We start from the raw sequence: 16,768 nt of genomic DNA on the forward strand, positions 1-16,768 counted from the left end.
CCGCGTCTCGAGACGCGTCCTCCCTCGTCGAGCGCTCCTCGACGACCGAATCCCTCGAAAGGAACGATCGACATGACCGACACCCTGACCACCACGATGACCACCATCCCGCACGTCATCGGCGGCACCCGCGCCGATGACGATGCTCGGCGCGGCCCGGTGTTCAACCCGGCCACGGGCGAGCAGACCGGCGAGGTCGTGCTGGCCGACGCCGCCCGCATCGACGAGGCCGTAGCCGTCGCATCCGCCGCCCAGAAGGCCTGGCGCGCGACCGGACTCGCCAAGCGCTCGCACGTCATGTTCAAGCTGCGCGAGCTCATCGAGTCGCGGGCCGACGAGCTCGCGCGCATCATCACCGCCGAGCACGGCAAGACCGTCGACGACGCGAAGGGCGAGGTCGCTCGCGGGCTCGAGAACGTCGAGTTCTGCGCGGGCCTCATGCACCACCTGAAGGGCGACTACTCCGAGCAGGTCGCGGGCGGCGTCGACGTGCACCAGGTGCGGCAGCCGCTCGGCGTCGTCGCGTGCATCACGCCGTTCAACTTCCCGGCGATGGTGCCGCTCTGGATGGTGACGACCGCCATCGCGGCGGGCAACGCCGTGATCCTCAAGCCGTCGGAGCGAGACCCCTCCGCGGCGGTGTGGCTCGCCGACGCGTTCCGCGAGGCGGGCCTTCCCGACGGCATCCTCAACGTCGTGCACGGCGACAAGGTCGCCGTCGACGCGATCCTCGACCACCCGACGATCAAGGCCGTCTCGTTCGTCGGCTCGACGCCCATCGCGAAGGTCATCTACACGCGGGCGGCCGAGCAGGGCAAGCGCGTGCAGGCGCTCGGCGGTGCGAAGAACCACATGGTCGTCATGCCGGATGCCGACCTCGACGCCGCCGCCGACGCGGCCGTGTCGGCGGCCTACGGCTCGGCGGGAGAGCGCTGCATGGCGGTCTCGGTGCTCGTCGCGGTGGGCGATGTCGCCGACCCGCTGATCGACAAGATCGGCGAGCGGATGTCGCGGCTCGTCATCGGCGACGGCACCGACCCGGCCTCCGAGATGGGCCCGCTCATCACGCGCGAGGCGCGCGAACGTGTCGCCGGATTCGTCGACGGCGCCGCGGGCGAGGGGGCGACCGTCGTGGTCGACGGGCGCGAGCGGTCGTTCGAGGGCGACGGGTTCTTCATCGGTGCGTCGCTCGTCGACGACGTGAAGCCGGGCATGCGCGTCTACGACGAGGAGATCTTCGGGCCGGTGCTCTCGATCGTGCGCGTCGGCACCTACGACGAGGCGGTCGAGCTCATCAACGCGAACCGCTACGCGAACGGCACCGCGGTCTTCACCCGCGACGGCAAGACCGCGCGCAGCTTCGAGTTCGACATCGAGGTGGGCATGGTCGGGGTGAACATCCCGATCCCCGTGCCGGTGGGCGCGTTCTCGTTCGGCGGCTGGAAGGACTCGCTCTTCGGCGACACGCACATGTACGGGCCCGAGAGCTTCAACTTCTACACACGCCGCAAGGTCGTCACCACCCGGTGGCCGCTGCCCAGCGAGAGCCAGATCGACCTCGGGTTCCCCACGCACTGAGACCCCGGCGATGTCGAGGGTCATCACGGGGGCGGTGCTCGAGGAGGTCGGGCGCGCCGGGCCGTTCGCCGAGTCGCGCCCGATCGCGGTCGGCGAGCTCGAGCTCGGCCTGCCCGGCACCGACGAGCTCCTCGTGCGCATCGAGGCCGCGGGCGTCTGCCACTCCGATCTCTCGGTGGTCGACGGCAACCGCCCGCGGCCCGTGCCGATGCTGCTCGGCCACGAGGCGGCCGGAATCGTCGAGGAGGTCGGGGCCGCGGCATCCGCGGCGGGGTTCGCGGTCGGCGACCGCGTGGTCACGGCGTTCCTGCCCCGGTGCGGGGAGTGCGACGGATGCCGCACCGACGGCGTCATGCCGTGTGTGCCCGGTTCGGCCGCCAACGCGGCCGGCACGCTGCTCGGCGGCGGCATCCGGCTGCACCGTGACGGGAAGCCCGTGCACCACCATCTCGGGGTCTCGGGGTTCGCGACGTCGGCGGTGGTGGATCACCGTTCGGCCGTGGTCGTAGGGTCGGACGTGCCGCCGGATGTCGCGGCAGTGCTCGGGTGCGCGGTGCTCACGGGTGGCGGGGCGGTGGTGAACGCCGGCGCCGCGCGCCCGGGCCAGGACGTCATCGTCGTGGGCCTCGGCGGGGTCGGCATGGCGGCGCTCATCACCGCGCTCTCGCTGCAGCACGGGCGGGTGATCGGCGTGGATGCGGTGCCGGCGAAGCTCGACCGGGCGCGCGAGCTCGGGGCATCCGCCGCCCTCACGCCCGAGGAGGCCGTGGAGTCGGGGCTGCGCGCCCCGGTCGTCGTCGAGGCGGCGGGGCATCCGCGAGCCTTCGAGACCGCGTTCGCGCTCACCGCACCCGGCGGCCGCACCGTGACGGTCGGGCTGCCGCCGCAGGACGCGCGCTCGCAGGTGTCGCCGCTCACCGTCACCGCAGAGGCTCGCACGATCGTGGGCAGCTACCTCGGGTCGGCGGTGCCGTCGCGCGACATCCCGAGGTACGCCGAACTCTGGCGGCAGGGACGGCTGCCGGTCGAGGCGCTCATCTCGTCGCACATCGCGCTCGACGAGATCAACGCCGCGATGGACACGCTCGCCGACGGTGCCGCGATCCGGCAGGTGATCAGCTTCTGAGTCTGGGCGCGATGCCGACCGCGCTCCGCGCCACTTCGGCGCCCTCTGCGCCAGCGGAACTGGCGCAGAGGCCGCCCTCGTGGCGCGGCGGACACCCGGCCGCGGCATCCGTCACTCTTCCGTCATCTCGGTGCGTTGCCGGGCGGATGCCCCGTCCGTATCGTGGGACGCGCGGGCACCGGTCGGGTCCGCGCGGCACGCGCTTCGCGTCGACGACGTCGGGAGGGGCCATGGCGACGATCGCCTGGATCGGCTTGGGCAACATGGGCGGACCCATGTCCGGACATCTGGTGGACGCCGGTCACACGGTGCGCGGTGTCGACCCGGTCGCCGAGGCGCGCACGGCGGCCGCCGAACGCGGGGTGCAGCTCACCGACTCGGTCGCGCAGGCAGTGCGCGGCGCGGATGCCGTGTTCACGTCGCTGCCGCGCAACGAGCACGTTCGATCGGTGTACAGCGGCGACGACGGCATCTGGGCGAACGCGCCGACGTCGGCGCTGCTGCTCGACACGTCGACGGTGGATGTCGCGACCTCGCGCTGGTGCCACGACGAGTCGGCCGGACGGGGCTTCCGCTTCGTCGACTCGCCGATCTCGGGAGGCATCGCCGGCGCGCACGCCGGGTCGCTGACCTTCATGCTCGGCGGCGACGAGGCGGCGGTCGCCGAGGCGGCGTCGCTCGTGGAGCCGATGGCGGGGCACGTCTTCCCGGTCGGCGGCCCCACGATGGGCGTCGCGGCGAAGATCGCGAACAACCTCATGCTCTTGGTGTCACTGCTCGGGGTCGCCGAGGGCACCCAGCTCGCCGCACAGCTCGGCCTGGATGCCGAGACGTTCTTCAAGGTCGCCTCGGCCTCGTCGGGCGACTCTTGGCCGCTGCGCACCTGGTATCCGGTGCCGGGCGTCGTGCCGACGAGCCCCGCGAACCGCAACTTCGACGCGTCGTTCACGACGCAGCTCGCCGAGAAGGACCTGCGTTTCGCGCTCGCCGCTGCCGAGGATGCTCGGCTCAACACGCCCGCGGCGCAGCTCGCCCTGCAGCAGTTCGACCAGCTCATCGATGAGGGCTACGGCCAGAAGGACTGCAGCCTCGTCGTGAAGTTCGTGCCGCCCGATGGTCAGGTCGCCGGATTCGATCCCGGCATCTGAGGAGTTGCGATGACGGATGTCCCTGAGCCGCCGCGTCGACGCCGCCGACGCCTCTGGTGGTGGATCGGCGGCGGGGTGATCGCGGCGCTGGCCGTCGCCGCCGCGCTCGTGTTCCAGCCGTGGCTCCTGTTCGTCGACGTGCGCGTCGATGACGAGATCCCGCTCGCGTCGGCGGCGCCGACCTCCGAGCCGAGTGCCGTGTCATCCGCGCCGCCGACCGCGAGCGACACCCCGCTTCCCTCGGCGCCGCCGGTTCCGGCGGGGCCGGTCGAGTTGTCGCGGGGTTCGCTCATCAGCCACGAGCACGAGACGACCGGCACGGTGCGTGTGATCCAGCTGCCCGACGGCTCGCGCCAGCTCGCGATCGAGGACCTCGACACGACGAACGGGCCCGACGTGCACGTGTGGCTGAGCGCCGGGCCGGTGGTCGAGGGCTTCGACGGCTGGTTCACCGCGGGCGGGCACCCGTACGTCGACCTCGGCATGATCAAGGGCAACCAGGGCAACCAGGTGTACGACATCCCGGCCGACGTCGACCTGTCGGCGTACCCGACGGTCGACCTGTGGTGTGTGCAGTTCGCGGTCTCGTTCGGCGCCGCCGCGCTGACGGCGAGCTGAGCGGCGGCGCAGAACCGGCTCGGACGCCGCCTCTAGGAGCTCCCGCGGGCGAGGGCGCGGCTGACCCAGCGCCCGTACTGCGCCCAGGGGTCCTCGACGCCCTGCTGCAGCTCGGCGATGTGGGCGAGCAGTTCGTCGTGCACCGCGAACCACTCGGTGCCCGGGAATCGATGCCGGCCGAACTGCGCGTGCCGGCGCTGCTCGAGTGACCGCCCTCCGCGCTCGAACGCCAGCACCTCGTCATGGGGGAGCGTGGCGAGCCGCAGGCGCGGATTCGTCGACGTGCCGATTTTCACCTGATCGCGATACCGGATGTAGTACACCACCTCGACGACGGGTCGCACGATCTCGTCGTCTGGACGCTCGCCGACGCGCCACTCGCATTCCGCGCAGATCCACCCGGAGGGGTACCGGACGCCGACGTTGGAGCCGCAGGCCGCACACGGACTCGGCAACAGGTCGGTGATCCCGACGTCGCGCGCGACCCAGTCGTGGGCGACGAGGAGATGCTCGGTGCAAAGGTTCAGCGGTGCACCAGGCTCTGCGAGCCGCCCGCAGGCGTCACCGTCGGCCATGAGGATGCCGCAGCGGCATCCGTCGCCTTCGACCGCGCTCATGGAGGCAGCGTACGCGCGGCCGCTGACAGCATCTCCCGGCCACGGCCTCGCGGTAGGCTCGGTCTTCGACCGCGTGGCGGCGGCGGACACGGACGTTCGAGGCGGGAGGCGAGCAGCGAATGCCCATCTGGCGGAGGCGGAAACGCAGCGGTGCGAAGTTCGCGCCGTTCGACCGCACGAAGCTGCCCGAGCCCGAACCGCTCACGTTCGAGGAGTCCTTCGCCGAGGGCCTGCTCGTCGCCGAGTCCGCGGCCCGCATGGCGCTGAAGAACCGCATCATCGTGATGGCGCTGCGGGGCGAGGAGCCGTATGACAGCGACCGGGCGGCTGCGGCGGCGCGTGAGGTGCTGCATGAACTCGTGAAGGAGATGGACCAGGTCGCCGAGTGGTCCGCGCACGAGCGCGAGGAGGCTGCCCGACGAGAGGGACGCGCGCGGCACCAGCACGACTACCACCGAACGGACTCGTGGAACCTGCGGCTCCGCGAACGCGTGAACGAGGCGGTGGCCGCACGGTTGACCGAGCTGCGAGGGGACCCGGCCTACCTGTCCGACATGGCCGAACGCGCTCGCGACGACGCCTGGCAGGAGATCTCCGTCGTCATCGAGCAGCGGCTCGCACGCGAGTGGCCCGAGATCGAGATCGACGAGGCGTACCTTCGCGAGCGCGACGATCGCATGCGGGAGGTGTCGCTCGACCTGGAGCGCGACCTTCGCGAGGTGGTGCGTCGGCGTGAGGAGCGCGATGAGCTCGACGACACCTTCGGGGCGTGGTGAGGCGTCAGCGTCGGTCGCGCTTCGTGCCGTGCTGCTCGACGTCCTCGTCGAGTTCGCCGAGCACCTCGAGCGGGGACTCGACCTCGCCCCGCCACGCCTCGACGCCCTCCCGGATCGCCAAGCCCGCCACGATGAGCGCGGCGACGGAGTCGGCCCACATCCAGCCGAACAGGGTGTTCGCCAGCAGCCCGAGCAGGACCGTGCCCGAGAGGTAGACGCAGAGCAGCAGCTGCTTCGAATCGGCCACGACGCTCCGCGAGCCGAGCTCGCGTCCGGTGCGGAACTCGATCCAGGCGAGGATCGGCATGACGATAAGGCTCAGCGTCGCGATGCCGATGCCCAGCGGACTGTGGTCGACCTCCTGCACGCCCGCGAGCGTGAGGAACGCTTCGACGATGACGTAGGCGGCCAACGCGAAGAACGCGATGCCGATCGCGCGTACGGTCGGCTTCTCCCAGCGCTCAGGGTCCTTGCGCGTGAACTGCCACGCCACGGCCACCGCCGAGAGCACCTCGATGACCGAGTCCAGGCCGAAGCCGATGAGTGCGGCAGAGGAGGCCAGAGCGCCCGCCGAGAGCGCGACGATCGCCTCGATCACGTTGTAGCTGATCGTGAATCCGACGATGAGCCGCACGCGGCGGTGGAGGGTCGCGCGGCGTTCGTCGGAGATCGCGGTGGTCATCACCCTCGATCGTAGACCCGCGGCCGTCTCTGGATCGACAACCGTCGATGCATTCGGCTAGCGTGAGGCGGGTGAGCCCCCTCGCCGAAACCGCCGTCACCGCACGCCACCCGGTGCGGCTCGCCGCGCTGTCCGTCGGCCAGGTCGTGAGCTGGGGCATCCTCTACTACGCCCTCATCGTCGCCGCACCCGCGATCGCCGAAGACACCGGGTGGTCGCTCGTCGCGGTGACCTCCGCGTTCTCGGGCGGTCTCGTGGTGTCGGCGCTCGCCGGAGTCGTGGTCGGTCGATTGCTCGACCAGCGAGGGCCGCGGGTGGTCATGACGGCGGGAGCGCTCATCGGCACGGCGGGTCTCATGATCGTCGCGCTCGCGCCCGACCCCCTCGTGTTCGCCGTCGGTTGGGCGGTCTGCGGACTCGCGCAATCCGCCGTGCTGTACCAGGCGGCGTTCACCGTCATCACTCGTCGGCACGGTGATCGGCGCCAGACGCCGATGACCGTCGTGACCCTGGCCGGCGGGCTCGCCTCGACCGTCTTCGCGCCCGTCACCGCGATGCTGCTCGGTGTACTCGACTGGCGCGGTACGTTCCTCGTACTTGCGGTGGCATTCGCCCTCACCACCGTGCCGCTGCACTGGTTCTCGCTCGAGCGATCGTGGGCGCACCTGCCGGTGCACCACGGCAGCGGGCCCGCACACACCGTCTCGGGGGTCATCCGCACCCGGCGATTCTGGTTCCTCGAGGTGACCATGATCGTGGTCGACATCTCGATGTTCAGCGCGACCCTCGCAGCCGTGCCGCTCTTCACGGAGAAGGGACTCACCTTCGAACTGGCCGCGCTCGGGCTCGGGCTGATCGGCGCCGGGCAGGTCATCGGGCGGCTCCTCTTCCTGGTGCGCCCGCGCCACACGCCGCCGTGGGCGCTGCTCGCCGCCGTGGCCGCGCTCACGGCGTTCTCACTCGGACTGCTCGCGCTCGTCCCGGGTCCGGCCTGGCTGCTGCTGGTGCTCGGTGTCGTGGCCGGCGCGGTACGGGGGGCGATCACGCTCGTACAGGCCTCCGCGGTGGCCGACCGCTGGGGTACCCGCAACTACGGTTCGATCAACGGCGTCTTCGCGGCGCCCATCACGATCGCCTCCGCGCTCACTCCGGCCATCGGTCCGGCCGTTGCGGCGGGCATCGGCTCGTTCTCGGGGATGGTCGCGGTGATGGCCGCTGCGGCGGTGGTCGCCGCGGTGACGGCGCGGTTCACCTGACGCGCTACGATTCCATAGATGTAGGTCTATGGAACGGAGTCATCACGACATGAGCATCGCATCGACTGAGCCGCGCCCTGCGCCGCTCCCCGCATCCGCTCGCCTGCCCCGGCGGCTGCTCGCCGAGGCGCTGGGTACCGGTCTGCTCGTGACCGTCGTGGTCGGATCGGGAATCGCCGCCTCGCGCCTCTCGCCGGATGACGTCGGGCTGCAGCTCCTCGAGAACAGCCTGGCGACCGCGCTCGGGCTGGGTGTGCTCATCGCCGTGTTCCTGCCGGTCTCGGGTGCGCAGTTCAACCCGGTGGTCTCCGTCGCCGACTGGGCGCTCGGGCGTCCTTCCGGTCGCGGGCTGGCGCCGGGCGACCTGGCCCCGTACCTGTCGGCGCAGGTGGTCGGCGCGATCGCGGGTGCCGTGCTCGCGAATGTGATGTTCGGTGTGGAGACCTCCGTCGCGTCGACCGACCGCGCCGACGCCGGTGCGCTCGTCGCGGAGGTCGTCGCGACCGCGGGCCTGGTGGTCGTGGTCTTCGCGCTCGTGCGCACCGGTCGGCCGACCTTGATCGCACCAGTGGTCGGGGCCTACATCGGGGCGGCCTACTGGTTCACGAGCTCCACGTCGTTCGCCAACCCGGCCGTGACCGTCGGCCGCATCTTCTCGGACACCTTCGCCGGGATCTCGCCGGCGTCCGCCGCCGCGTTCCTCGGCGCGCAGGTGATCGGTGCCGCGGTCGGCGTCGCGCTCGTGACGGTCCTGCTTCCGTCTCCGGTCGCCGAGCCCGCCGAGGAGCTCGCCGAGGTAGCGCGCGGGAGGTAGCGAGCGCGGGGTAGCGGAGGGGTAGCGAGCGCGGGGTAGCGCGCGCGGGTGGCTCAGCGCGCGTCGATCCCCAGCTCCGCGAGGAGCGCCTCGACGTGCGCGCGGACCTCGTCGCGCACCCGGCGCACATCGTCGAGCGGGAGGCCGTCGGGGTCGTCGAGCTTCCAGTCGAGGTACCGCTTGCCGGGATACACGGGGCAGGCGTCGCCGCAGCCCATGGTGACCACGACGTCGGCGGCCTGCACCACGTCGTCGGTGAGCGGCTTCGGGAACTCGCGCGCCACGTCGAGCTCGAGCTCGAGCAGTGCGGCGACGACCGCAGGATTCAGGTCGGCGGCGGGCATCGACCCTGCCGAGCGAACGTGCACGCGGTCACCGGCCAGCGCGTGCGTGAGCACGGCGGCCATCTGGGAGCGCCCGGCGTTCTGCTCGCAGACGAAGAGGACCTCGGGTACGTCGTGCGCGACCGCGCCCTTGGCCTGAGCGAGTGCAGTGAGGCGGTCGGTGGCGAAGCGGATGACCCGGTTCGCGAGGTGCGCTCGCACCGTGGCAGTGCGCAGCAGCGCGGTGTAGGACTCGAGCACGTAGCGCTCGACGGTCTCGGCATTGAACGTGCCGTCGAACCGACCGGTGAGTTCCAGTGACAGATCGTGCAGGTAGCGCTCGGGGTAGGCGAGGCCCGGAAGGCCCCGGCGACCCGCCGTGGCCGGCATGCTCACGATCAGGCCGCCGGCGCCGGGGCGATCTCGGCGATCAGCGCCTCGACGCGTCCGCGGATGTCATCGCGCACTCGGCGCACGGTCTCGAGCTCCTTGCCGGCGGGGTCTTCGAGCTCCCAGTCCTCGTAGCGCTTGCCGGGGAAGATCGGGCACGCGTCGCCGCAGCCCATCGTGATGACGATATCCGATTCCTTCACGGCTTCGACCGTGAGGATCTTCGGGGTGTTGCCCGCGATGTCGATGCCCTCCTCGGCCATCGCCTCGATCGCGACGGGGTTGATCTGATCCTTCGGCTCGGAACCGGCGGAGAGCACCTCGACGCGATCGCCCGCCAGCTCACGCAGGTAGCCGGCGGCCATCTGCGAGCGGCCGGCGTTGTGCACGCAGACGAACAGAACGGTGGGCTTGCTGATCGCGGTCATGGGTCCCTCACTTTCGATACTGAAAGCATAGACTGAGATCTATCGATCAGTCCAGCGAGCGGATGTCCCAGCCTCCTCCGTTCACGCGGCGTTCACGTCGAGCTCGGCGAGCAGGCCGCGCACGCGGGCCTCGATGTCGTCACGGATCTCGCGCACGCGGTCGAGCGGGAGGCCGGCCGGATCGTCGAGCTCCCAGTCGAGGTACCGCCGGCCGGGGTAGATCGGGCACGCGTCGCCGCAGCCCATCGTGATGACGACATCCGCAGCGCGCACCACCTCGTCGGTGAGCGGTTTCGGGAACTCGCCGCCGATCGGCACGCCGATCTCGTCGAGCGCCTGCACGATGGTCGACTTCACCGCGCTCGCCGGCTCCGAGCCGGCGGTGCGCACTCGCACCCGGTCGCCCGCGAGCTGCCGGAGGATCGCCGCGGCGAGTTGCGAACGTCCGGCGTTCTGCACGCACACGAACAGCACGTCCGGCGGCTCGGCGCGCTGCGCGCCGCGATCCTCGCGTGCGACGGTCGCGAGCGCGGCGAGCCGATCAGCGGCGAACGCGGAGGTGAGCGACGGGAGGTGGCGGGTGATGTGCGCTCGCTCAGCCAGCAGCTCGTGGCTCTCGCGCACGTAGCGCTGCACCGTCTCGGGCGAGAAGACGCCCGCGAACCGCGCTGCGAGGTCGGATGCCACGCGCTCGAGCACCTCGTCGGACGCGGGTGCCGGGACATCCCTCGACACGAGCTCGTCCACCCGCTCGGCCGCGTCGGGTGCGATCGAGTACCAGACTCGACGGCCGTCGGGCTCGCGCTCGAGCACGCCCTCGTCGAGCAGCGTCCTGACGTGATGGCTGACCGTGGGCTGCCGCAGGCCGAGTTCGCCCGCCAGCCTTCCGACGAGTGCGCGGCCGTCGGGGCTCGAGCGGATGAGCTCGAGGATCCGCAGGCGCGTGGGGTCGGTGAGCACCCGGATGCCGCGTGCCGAGTCGATCCCATCCATAGACCGAAGTCTATTCGGCGGCCGGCCAGTGCCGACCCGTGGCGTGCCGGCGGCCCCTCGTCGCCAGGGCGCCCCGAGTTCGAGCCGCCGCCGCGAGCGCAGGCCGCCACCGGACGCGTGGCGACGGCATCCGCCACACTGGGTGCATGACCAGGCACTGGAGCCCACTCGCCGTCGTCTACCTGCTGCTCTCGATCGGCGGGCTCGTCGGCACCTGGTGGTTCAACGTGCGCGCCATCGTCGAGTCGCGCAACTACCTGGGCGATCTGGTGACGAGCGGACCTGCCGTCTCGTCGATCACCGTCGACCTGCTCATCGTCGCCGCTGCCGGGAGCGTGTTCATCGTCGTCGAGGCGCGCCGGCTGGGCATGCGCTTCGCGTGGCTCTACGTCGTCGGGGCGGGACTCACCGCGTTCGCGTTCACGTTCCCGCTGTTCCTCGCGATGCGGCAGCGAGCGCTGAACGCGCGCGCCGCGAAGCTCACGGATGCTACGGACCGCCCGCGCCGCTCGGACCGCTCGGACCCCTCGGCGCCGTGAGGATGCTCCTGCCCGCTTCGGTGAGGTCGTAGCCGCGCTCGCCGACGGCGACCCAGCCGAGCAGCTCGAGTCGCCAGAGCAGGTGCCGGATCATCCGGGGAAGTTCGCGCACGTGGCGCGGCGACATGTCGGGCCTGCTCGCCCGCCACGCGTCCCGGATGCGAGCCTCGTCGGCCGGTCCGTGTTCGGCGAGGATCTGCAGGACGGCCCGGCGCGGCGCCGTGAGATGACGCGAGACGTCCGCGTGCTTCATGCGGGTTGCGGGAGGCCTGCGGTCAGCGACGAGAGCCTCGCCTCGCCGACCGGCTCGTCGGCCATCAACGGCACGAGGGCGACCCGCGCGGCGGTGTCCCGCACGCGTTCGATCTGCTCGATCTCGTTCTCTGCTCGCCTGCGCAGGAAGGGCGATCGGGGCTGCGCAGCCACGATGGAGTTGTTCACGACCCAGGCCCACGGATGGATGCCCGCCCGTTCGAGGTCGCGCTGCAGTTCCTCGGCCTCGAGGACCGGTGTCGTCTCGGCCAGCGTGACCAGGATGACCTTCGTCTGCTCGGGGTCCTGCAGCCGCATGAGCGGCGTGATGAGGCCGGCGCTGCCGCCCAGTTGCCTCGTGATGTCGCGGTGGTACGAGCCGGCCGTGTCGAGCAGCAGCAACGTGTGCCCGGTCGGGGCCGTGTCGATGACGACGAACCTCCGCCGTGACTCGTGGATGGCTCGCGAGAACTCGTGGAAGACCGCCACCTCCTGGGTGCACGGCGACATCAGGTCCTCGGCCAGCGCCGCTCGCCCGTCATCGTCGAGGTCCTTGCCCTTCGTGGCCATCGCGCGGCTGCGGTAGCGCTGCAGGGCGGTCTCGGGGTCGATCCGCGAGACGGTGAGGCCGGCGACCTCGCCGTGCAGCGTCTCGGTGAGATGCGCGGCGGGGTCGGTGGTCGTGAGCAGCACGTCGTGCCCGCGCTGGGCGAGGGCGACGGCGATCGCGGCCGCGATCGTGGTCTTGCCGACCCCGCCCTTGCCCATGCACATGACGAGTCCCCGGCCGTCGCGCTCCAGCTCGTCGACGAGTTCCGACAGGGGCGCGGCCGGGATCAGAGCGAGCTCACCGGGGGTGGCGGCTCCGGCTCCGGCTCCGGTGTCGCCCGACGCCGCTGCGGGCGCGAAGAGCGTCCGCAGCGCCTCGACGCCCATCACGTTGTCGGGCTTGAGATCGATGACGTCGCGGGGCAGCGCCGCGATGACCGGGGGGATGGCCGCGATCGCCTCGGCTTCCCTCGCCCGCACGGCCGTGGCGATCGGCTCATCGCCCGCGAGCGCGGGAAGCACGCCGTTGATGACGAGGTACCCCTCGGGCATGCCGATCTCGGTCAGCTCGGCGAACGTGCGGTCGACCTCGTTGAGCGCCGACGGCTGCGCACGACTGACGAGCACGAGCCGCGTTCGGGCGGAGTCGGTGAGCGCCTCGACCGCCCCGGCGTAGGCCGTCTTCTGGCGCTCCAGCCCGGAGAGCGGCCCGAGGCACGACGCCTCCCCGCCGGCGGTGAGGAACTCGGTCCACGAGCCGGGCAGTTGCAGCAGCCGGATGGTATGGCCGGTCGGGGCGGTGTCGAAGATGACGTGGTCGTACGCGCCGTAGGCGCCGTCATCCGTCAACAGGCCCGTGAACTCGTCGAACGATGCGATCTCGGTCGTGCACGAGCCCGAAAGGCTCTCGTTGATGGCGGCGATCTCGCTCTCGGAAAGCTCGGCGCGCACCGGCGCGATGATGCGCTCCCGATAGGCCTCGACCGCCTGCTCGGGGTCGATCTCGAGCGCCGAGAGGCCCGGCACCGCGGGAATGGGCGTGATGGTGTTGCCGATCGTCATCCCGAACACCTGCCCGATGTTCGAGGCGGGATCGGTGCTCACGAGCAGCACCCGCGCGCCCTGGTCGGCCAGTCGCACGGCCGTCGCGCAGGCGACCGACGTCTTGCCGACGCCGCCCTTTCCGGTGAAGAAGACGAACCTGGGCAGACGCTCGAGGAACTTCATGGTCGCCTCCGCTTCCGGGTGGTGCCGTTTCAGCTGCCTCGATTCTCCCTCAGCCGCAGCAGCTCGAACCGGAACCCGAGGCGCTCGGCGCTCCCGTCGAGCACACGCCCGTTGCAGGGAGCGTGAGTTCGACGTTGCGTGCCGCGGCCGAGTCGCCGGCCAGCCAGGCCGACACCGAGCGCACCTGCTCGTACCCCGTGGCGAGGAGGAACGTCGGCGCGCGGCCGTAGCTCTTCATGCCGACGATGAAGAAGTCGCGCTCGGGCTGGGTGAGCTCCGCGAAGCCGTGCGGCTCGACGGTGCCGCAGGTGTGCACGTTGGGGTCGATGAGCGGTGCCAGGCGCTTGGGCGCCTCGACGATGTCGTCGAGCTCGAGGCGGATCTCGCGCAGCATCCGGAGGTTCGGACGGAAGCCCGTGGCATTCACCACTCGGTCGGCCTCGATGGTCTCGAGTCCGTCGCCGCGACGGCCCGTGATGCGAAGGCCGGACGCCTCGCCCTCGCCCGTGCGGGCGACGCGCACGATCTCGAACCGGTCGACGACCTCGATGCGTCCGGATGCGACCAGCGCGTCGACCCGTGCGCCGATGGAGGCACGGGCCTGCAGTTCGTCGTCGGCCGACGTGGTGACGCGAACCGCCTGGGCATTGCGGATGACCCACGTGATGCGAGTGCCGGGCGCCTCGTCGGCGAGGGCCGCGAGGTTCAGCAGGGTGTTCGCGGCGGAGTGGCCCGCACCGACGACGACGGTGTGGCGGCCGGCGAACGTGTCGCGCTCGCGCCCGAGCACGTCGGGCATCGCCGGGCTCACGAGATCGGCCACCTCCTCGAACCCGAGCGGATCGAGGCCCGAGGAGCCGAGGCTGTTCGGCGAGCGGTACGTGCCCGAGGCGTCGATGACCGCGCGCGCCGTGAGCTCTTCGACGCCGTCGGCCGTGCGCACACGGAGGAGGAACGGCGCCTGGGCGCGGCCCTTGGTGCGCGTGCGGTCGATGCCTTCGCGAGAGACATCCGTCACCGTCACGCCGAGTCGGGTGCGTGCGGCGATGGCCGGAAGGTCGGCGAGGGGGATCAGGAAGTCCCGTACGAGTTCGGCGCCCGTGGGCAGCGCGTCGGCGGGCGGCTCCTGCCATCCGGTCTCGGCGAGGAGTCGCTTCGAGACGGGGTCGACGAGGTGCTTCCACGGCGAGAACAGGCGGATGTGCCCCCACTGCTCGATGCTGTCGGCGACGCGGTCGCCGGCCTCGAGCAGCACGAAGTCGATGCCTCGGTCGGTGAGGTTCGCCGCCGTGGCCAGCCCGATGGGGCCGGCGCCGATGATCGCGACGGGCAGGCCCTGCAGCCGTGGGGCGAGTTGCTTCGGGGGAGTGAGGTCGAGGAGGGTCATCCGTCATCCTTCGCATGTGGGTCGTGACGTCGGGTATCGACGTTCATCGATATTCAGAGTCTGGGACGTACATCGAAGTTTGTCAATATCTCGAGTAGGATGGAAGCCGTGACCGTCACCGAACTGACCCTCGTGCCTCGCGACGAGGCGAATTCTTCCGTAGCCGAGGCGCCCGCCGCCTGCTGCGGACCTCTCACGCGCGAGACCATCAGCGCCGACGACGCCGAGGTGTTCGCACGGCGGCTGAAGGCGCTCGCCGACCCGGCGCGCCTGCGGCTCGTGTCGATCGTCGCGGCATCCGAAGGTCAGGAGGCGTGCGTGTGCGACCTCATCGAACCCGTCGGCCTCAGCCAGCCCACCGTGTCGCATCACCTCAAGATCCTCATGGACGCGGGCTTCCTGACCCGCTCCAAGCGCGGCACCTGGGCCTACTACAAGCTCGTACCCGGCTCGCTCGACGCGGCGGCGGCCCCGCTCGTCACGGTCTGACCGAGGGGGCGCCTTTGCCGGGCGGGCTCGCGGACGCCGGCGCCTGGGCCGGGCGGGACCTGACCCGCGACGGCGGCCGATCTTCGCCGCGGCGGCCCGAACTCGGGCCGCCGCAGCGAGCGAAGGCCGCCGCCGCGGGCGGACACCGGTCAGCGCGCCGGCGTGATGTGGTGCATCGGCCGGAACACGTCTGTCGGGTCGACCTCGGCCTTGACCCGGCGGAGCCGCTCGAGCGTCGCGGGCGGGTAGATGGTCGCCGTCACCTCGTCGCCGAACTCCTGCGTGAAGTTCGCGTAGGGCCCGCTCGTGAAGCCGAGCGCGTCGGCGACTCCGGCCCGCACCGCCTCGACCTGCTCGTCAGCGGCATCCAACGGCAGCAGCGCGTTCACGATGAACAGCGCCTGCGCGTCGCGGAACGCGATGGGCGTGGCGTCGGGGGCGACGCGTGAGAACGCGCCACCGAGCGCCCGGAGCATGAGCATCGTGGGTGCGGCGACGGCGAGGGTACGCTCGCACGCGGCGAGGAACTCGTCGGAGAGGTCGGACGCGAACCCGTTGCCGCCCACGAAGCGGAACGGAGGCCGCCCCGGGGGAGCCGCCTCGAGCAGGTCGCCATAGGCGACGGGACCGAGCTTCACCTCGGTCGCCGAGGGCAGCGACAGCAGGGGCTCGAGGAGTCGTCGCAGCTCCTCCTCGGTGCCGCGCAACGCGACCGCGAGCTGGGGTCCTGCCGGCATCTCGGGCATGAGCGGCGGCATGACGATCAGCGTCGAGTTGAGCTCGTCGGGGGAGTCGACCGTGACGTCGCGCCAGGCTCGGAGCACCGCGCCGACGTCGGACTCGTCGAACTGCACGTGGCCGCCGACGATCCCGTCGACGGGCGCCGCCTGCAGCGTGAAGCGCGTGGCGATGCCGAAGTTGCCGCCACCGCCCTTCAGCGCCCAGAACAGGTCGGGGTTCGACTCGGCATTCACCGTGAGCACCTCGCCTGCGGCGGTGACGACCTCGATCTCCCGCACGAGGTCGACCGTCAGGCCGTGCGTGCGGACGAGCCATCCGATGCCGCCGCCGAGGGCCAGCCCGCCCACGCCGACGTCGAGCGTGTCGCCCGAGGTGATGCCGAGGCCGCGCGGGGCCAGGGCCTCGGCGACGTCGCCCCAGTGGGCACCGGCTCCGACGGTGACGAGGCCACCGTCGCCGAACTCGATGCGGTCGAACTCGGCGAGGTCGATGACCACGCCGTCGGTGGCCGGGAGGCTGCCGTGTCCGCCGCTGCGGACGGAGATCGGCACATGGGCATCGACGGCGGCGCGCACGGCGGCGGCCAGTTCGTCGACGGTGGATGGACGGATGACGGCCTCGGGTTCGCCGGGGCCGTAGAACACGGTACGACCGTCGTCGTACTCGGTGGAGCCGGGCCCGAAGGTACGGCCGGGCACGCGCTCGCTCAGGTCAGAGAGAATCGACATGGGTGGAATACTGACACCGGCGTACGACATCCGACAGCGTCGCTCGCTCTCGGCGGAATCGCTGCGTTTGCATAGGTCGCCGCGGCGCCCACCCGCAGACCCGCATC

Annotated in this window: 18 protein-coding genes; 9 read left to right on the forward strand and 9 right to left on the reverse strand. The window is 71.3% G+C overall.

What is annotated here, in order from left to right; all coding sequences use genetic code 11:
- Positions 1-96: 96 nt before the first annotated feature.
- From ACVFI9_RS00385 to ACVFI9_RS00400, 4 genes are all read left to right on the forward strand, one after another.
- Positions 97-1,578 carry a CoA-acylating methylmalonate-semialdehyde dehydrogenase gene (locus ACVFI9_RS00385; RefSeq protein WP_474766342.1) on the forward strand — a complete coding sequence of 494 codons (1,482 nt, stop codon included), beginning with the start codon at positions 97-99 and terminating at the stop codon, positions 1,576-1,578.
- A gap of 10 nt (positions 1,579-1,588) precedes the next feature.
- A complete protein-coding gene (locus ACVFI9_RS00390) occupies positions 1,589-2,704 on the forward strand; it encodes an alcohol dehydrogenase catalytic domain-containing protein (RefSeq protein ID WP_474764068.1) in 1,116 nt (371 codons plus the stop codon).
- Positions 2,705-2,934: 230 nt separating this feature from the next.
- Positions 2,935-3,852 (forward strand): 3-hydroxyisobutyrate dehydrogenase, encoded by a 918-nt coding sequence (mmsB, locus tag ACVFI9_RS00395; RefSeq protein WP_474764069.1) that lies wholly within the window; start codon positions 2,935-2,937, stop codon positions 3,850-3,852.
- 9 nt (positions 3,853-3,861) lie between these two features.
- The gene (locus tag ACVFI9_RS00400) at positions 3,862-4,470 is read left to right on the forward strand and encodes a DM13 domain-containing protein (RefSeq protein WP_474764070.1); all 609 of its coding nucleotides are present in this window, start codon (positions 3,862-3,864) and stop codon (positions 4,468-4,470) included.
- A 32-nt stretch (positions 4,471-4,502) separates the two neighbouring features.
- Here the strand turns inward: ACVFI9_RS00400 and ACVFI9_RS00405 are convergent, their stop codons facing one another.
- Positions 4,503-5,087 carry a GIY-YIG nuclease family protein gene (locus ACVFI9_RS00405; protein ID WP_474764071.1) on the reverse strand — a complete coding sequence of 195 codons (585 nt, stop codon included), beginning with the start codon at positions 5,085-5,087 and terminating at the stop codon, positions 4,503-4,505.
- 119 nt (positions 5,088-5,206) lie between these two features.
- Here ACVFI9_RS00405 and ACVFI9_RS00410 point away from each other — a divergent pair, with 119 nt between their 5' ends.
- Positions 5,207-5,863, forward strand: coding sequence for a hypothetical protein (locus ACVFI9_RS00410; RefSeq protein ID WP_474764072.1), 657 nt, complete (start codon positions 5,207-5,209; stop codon positions 5,861-5,863).
- A 4-nt stretch (positions 5,864-5,867) separates the two neighbouring features.
- Here the strand turns inward: ACVFI9_RS00410 and ACVFI9_RS00415 are convergent, their stop codons facing one another.
- Positions 5,868-6,545, reverse strand: a complete 678-nt coding sequence (locus ACVFI9_RS00415) for a cation diffusion facilitator family transporter (RefSeq protein WP_474764073.1) — start codon at positions 6,543-6,545, stop codon at positions 5,868-5,870.
- A gap of 71 nt (positions 6,546-6,616) precedes the next feature.
- Between ACVFI9_RS00415 and ACVFI9_RS00420 the strand changes: the two genes are divergently transcribed.
- A complete protein-coding gene (locus tag ACVFI9_RS00420) occupies positions 6,617-7,801 on the forward strand; it encodes an MFS transporter (protein WP_474764074.1) in 1,185 nt (394 codons plus the stop codon).
- A gap of 49 nt (positions 7,802-7,850) precedes the next feature.
- Positions 7,851-8,615: an aquaporin gene (locus ACVFI9_RS00425; protein ID WP_474764075.1), complete on the forward strand. Its 765-nt coding sequence runs from the start codon at positions 7,851-7,853 to the stop codon at positions 8,613-8,615.
- Between the two features lie 53 nt (positions 8,616-8,668).
- Here the strand turns inward: ACVFI9_RS00425 and ACVFI9_RS00430 are convergent, their stop codons facing one another.
- The 3 genes from ACVFI9_RS00430 to ACVFI9_RS00440 form a co-directional block, all read right to left on the reverse strand.
- Entirely contained in the window at positions 8,669-9,328 is a 660-nt protein-coding gene (locus tag ACVFI9_RS00430; protein ID WP_474764076.1) for an arsenate reductase/protein-tyrosine-phosphatase family protein, read from the reverse strand.
- An 8-nt stretch (positions 9,329-9,336) separates the two neighbouring features.
- Entirely contained in the window at positions 9,337-9,756 is a 420-nt protein-coding gene (locus ACVFI9_RS00435) for an arsenate reductase ArsC (RefSeq protein WP_474764077.1), read from the reverse strand.
- Positions 9,757-9,837: 81 nt separating this feature from the next.
- Positions 9,838-10,749, reverse strand: a complete 912-nt coding sequence (locus tag ACVFI9_RS00440) for a metalloregulator ArsR/SmtB family transcription factor (RefSeq protein WP_474764078.1) — start codon at positions 10,747-10,749, stop codon at positions 9,838-9,840.
- Positions 10,750-10,895: 146 nt separating this feature from the next.
- On the opposite strand from ACVFI9_RS00440, the gene ACVFI9_RS00445 reads away from it, so the two are divergent.
- Positions 10,896-11,288: a DUF2834 domain-containing protein gene (locus ACVFI9_RS00445; protein WP_474764079.1), complete on the forward strand. Its 393-nt coding sequence runs from the start codon at positions 10,896-10,898 to the stop codon at positions 11,286-11,288.
- Here the strand turns inward: ACVFI9_RS00445 and ACVFI9_RS00450 are convergent.
- The 3 genes from ACVFI9_RS00450 to ACVFI9_RS00460 are packed head-to-tail and all read right to left on the reverse strand — an operon-like array spanning position 11,239 to position 14,703.
- Complete coding sequence (locus ACVFI9_RS00450) at positions 11,239-11,541, reverse strand: hypothetical protein (protein ID WP_474764080.1); 303 nt, start codon at positions 11,539-11,541, stop codon at positions 11,239-11,241. The genes ACVFI9_RS00445 and ACVFI9_RS00450 overlap by 50 nt on opposite strands.
- Positions 11,538-13,316: an arsenical pump-driving ATPase gene (gene arsA / locus ACVFI9_RS00455; protein ID WP_474764081.1), complete on the reverse strand. Its 1,779-nt coding sequence runs from the start codon at positions 13,314-13,316 to the stop codon at positions 11,538-11,540. The genes ACVFI9_RS00450 and arsA overlap by 4 nt, the downstream gene beginning before the upstream one ends.
- A 49-nt stretch (positions 13,317-13,365) precedes the next feature.
- A complete protein-coding gene (locus ACVFI9_RS00460; RefSeq protein ID WP_474764082.1) occupies positions 13,366-14,703 on the reverse strand; it encodes an NAD(P)-binding domain-containing protein in 1,338 nt (445 codons plus the stop codon).
- Between the two features lie 99 nt (positions 14,704-14,802).
- Here ACVFI9_RS00460 and ACVFI9_RS00465 point away from each other — a divergent pair, with 99 nt between their 5' ends.
- Positions 14,803-15,192, forward strand: coding sequence for an ArsR/SmtB family transcription factor (locus ACVFI9_RS00465; RefSeq protein ID WP_474764083.1), 390 nt, complete (start codon positions 14,803-14,805; stop codon positions 15,190-15,192).
- 149 nt (positions 15,193-15,341) lie between these two features.
- On the opposite strand, the gene ACVFI9_RS00470 is transcribed toward ACVFI9_RS00465, so the two are convergent.
- Positions 15,342-16,661, reverse strand: a complete 1,320-nt coding sequence (locus ACVFI9_RS00470) for an FAD-binding oxidoreductase (RefSeq protein ID WP_474764084.1) — start codon at positions 16,659-16,661, stop codon at positions 15,342-15,344.
- Positions 16,662-16,768: the final 107 nt, after the last annotated feature.

It is taken from the genome of Agromyces sp. NSFZ (assembly GCF_056156205.1).

What these genes read in the sequence shown, in the direction of transcription:
- ACVFI9_RS00390 (WP_474764068.1), top strand. Translation starts at nt 1,589, where the DNA reads ATGTCGAGGGTCATCACGGGGGCGGTGCTCGAGGAGGTCGGGCGCGCC.
- ACVFI9_RS00435 (WP_474764077.1), bottom strand. Translation starts at nt 9,756, where the DNA reads ATGACCGCGATCAGCAAGCCCACCGTTCTGTTCGTCTGCGTGCACAAC.
- ACVFI9_RS00440 (WP_474764078.1), bottom strand. Translation starts at nt 10,749, where the DNA reads ATGGATGGGATCGACTCGGCACGCGGCATCCGGGTGCTCACCGACCCC.
- ACVFI9_RS00450 (WP_474764080.1), bottom strand. Translation starts at nt 11,541, where the DNA reads ATGAAGCACGCGGACGTCTCGCGTCATCTCACGGCGCCGCGCCGGGCC.
- ACVFI9_RS00400 (WP_474764070.1), top strand. Translation starts at nt 3,862, where the DNA reads ATGACGGATGTCCCTGAGCCGCCGCGTCGACGCCGCCGACGCCTCTGG.
- ACVFI9_RS00410 (WP_474764072.1), top strand. Translation starts at nt 5,207, where the DNA reads ATGCCCATCTGGCGGAGGCGGAAACGCAGCGGTGCGAAGTTCGCGCCG.
- ACVFI9_RS00385 (WP_474766342.1), top strand. Translation starts at nt 97, where the DNA reads ATGACCACCATCCCGCACGTCATCGGCGGCACCCGCGCCGATGACGAT.
- ACVFI9_RS00430 (WP_474764076.1), bottom strand. Translation starts at nt 9,328, where the DNA reads ATGCCGGCCACGGCGGGTCGCCGGGGCCTTCCGGGCCTCGCCTACCCC.
- mmsB (WP_474764069.1), top strand. Translation starts at nt 2,935, where the DNA reads ATGGCGACGATCGCCTGGATCGGCTTGGGCAACATGGGCGGACCCATG.
- ACVFI9_RS00405 (WP_474764071.1), bottom strand. Translation starts at nt 5,087, where the DNA reads ATGAGCGCGGTCGAAGGCGACGGATGCCGCTGCGGCATCCTCATGGCC.
- ACVFI9_RS00415 (WP_474764073.1), bottom strand. Translation starts at nt 6,545, where the DNA reads ATGACCACCGCGATCTCCGACGAACGCCGCGCGACCCTCCACCGCCGC.
- ACVFI9_RS00460 (WP_474764082.1), bottom strand. Translation starts at nt 14,703, where the DNA reads ATGACCCTCCTCGACCTCACTCCCCCGAAGCAACTCGCCCCACGGCTG.
- arsA (WP_474764081.1), bottom strand. Translation starts at nt 13,316, where the DNA reads ATGAAGTTCCTCGAGCGTCTGCCCAGGTTCGTCTTCTTCACCGGAAAG.
- ACVFI9_RS00445 (WP_474764079.1), top strand. Translation starts at nt 10,896, where the DNA reads ATGACCAGGCACTGGAGCCCACTCGCCGTCGTCTACCTGCTGCTCTCG.
- ACVFI9_RS00470 (WP_474764084.1), bottom strand. Translation starts at nt 16,661, where the DNA reads ATGTCGATTCTCTCTGACCTGAGCGAGCGCGTGCCCGGCCGTACCTTC.
- ACVFI9_RS00465 (WP_474764083.1), top strand. Translation starts at nt 14,803, where the DNA reads ATGGAAGCCGTGACCGTCACCGAACTGACCCTCGTGCCTCGCGACGAG.
- ACVFI9_RS00425 (WP_474764075.1), top strand. Translation starts at nt 7,851, where the DNA reads ATGAGCATCGCATCGACTGAGCCGCGCCCTGCGCCGCTCCCCGCATCC.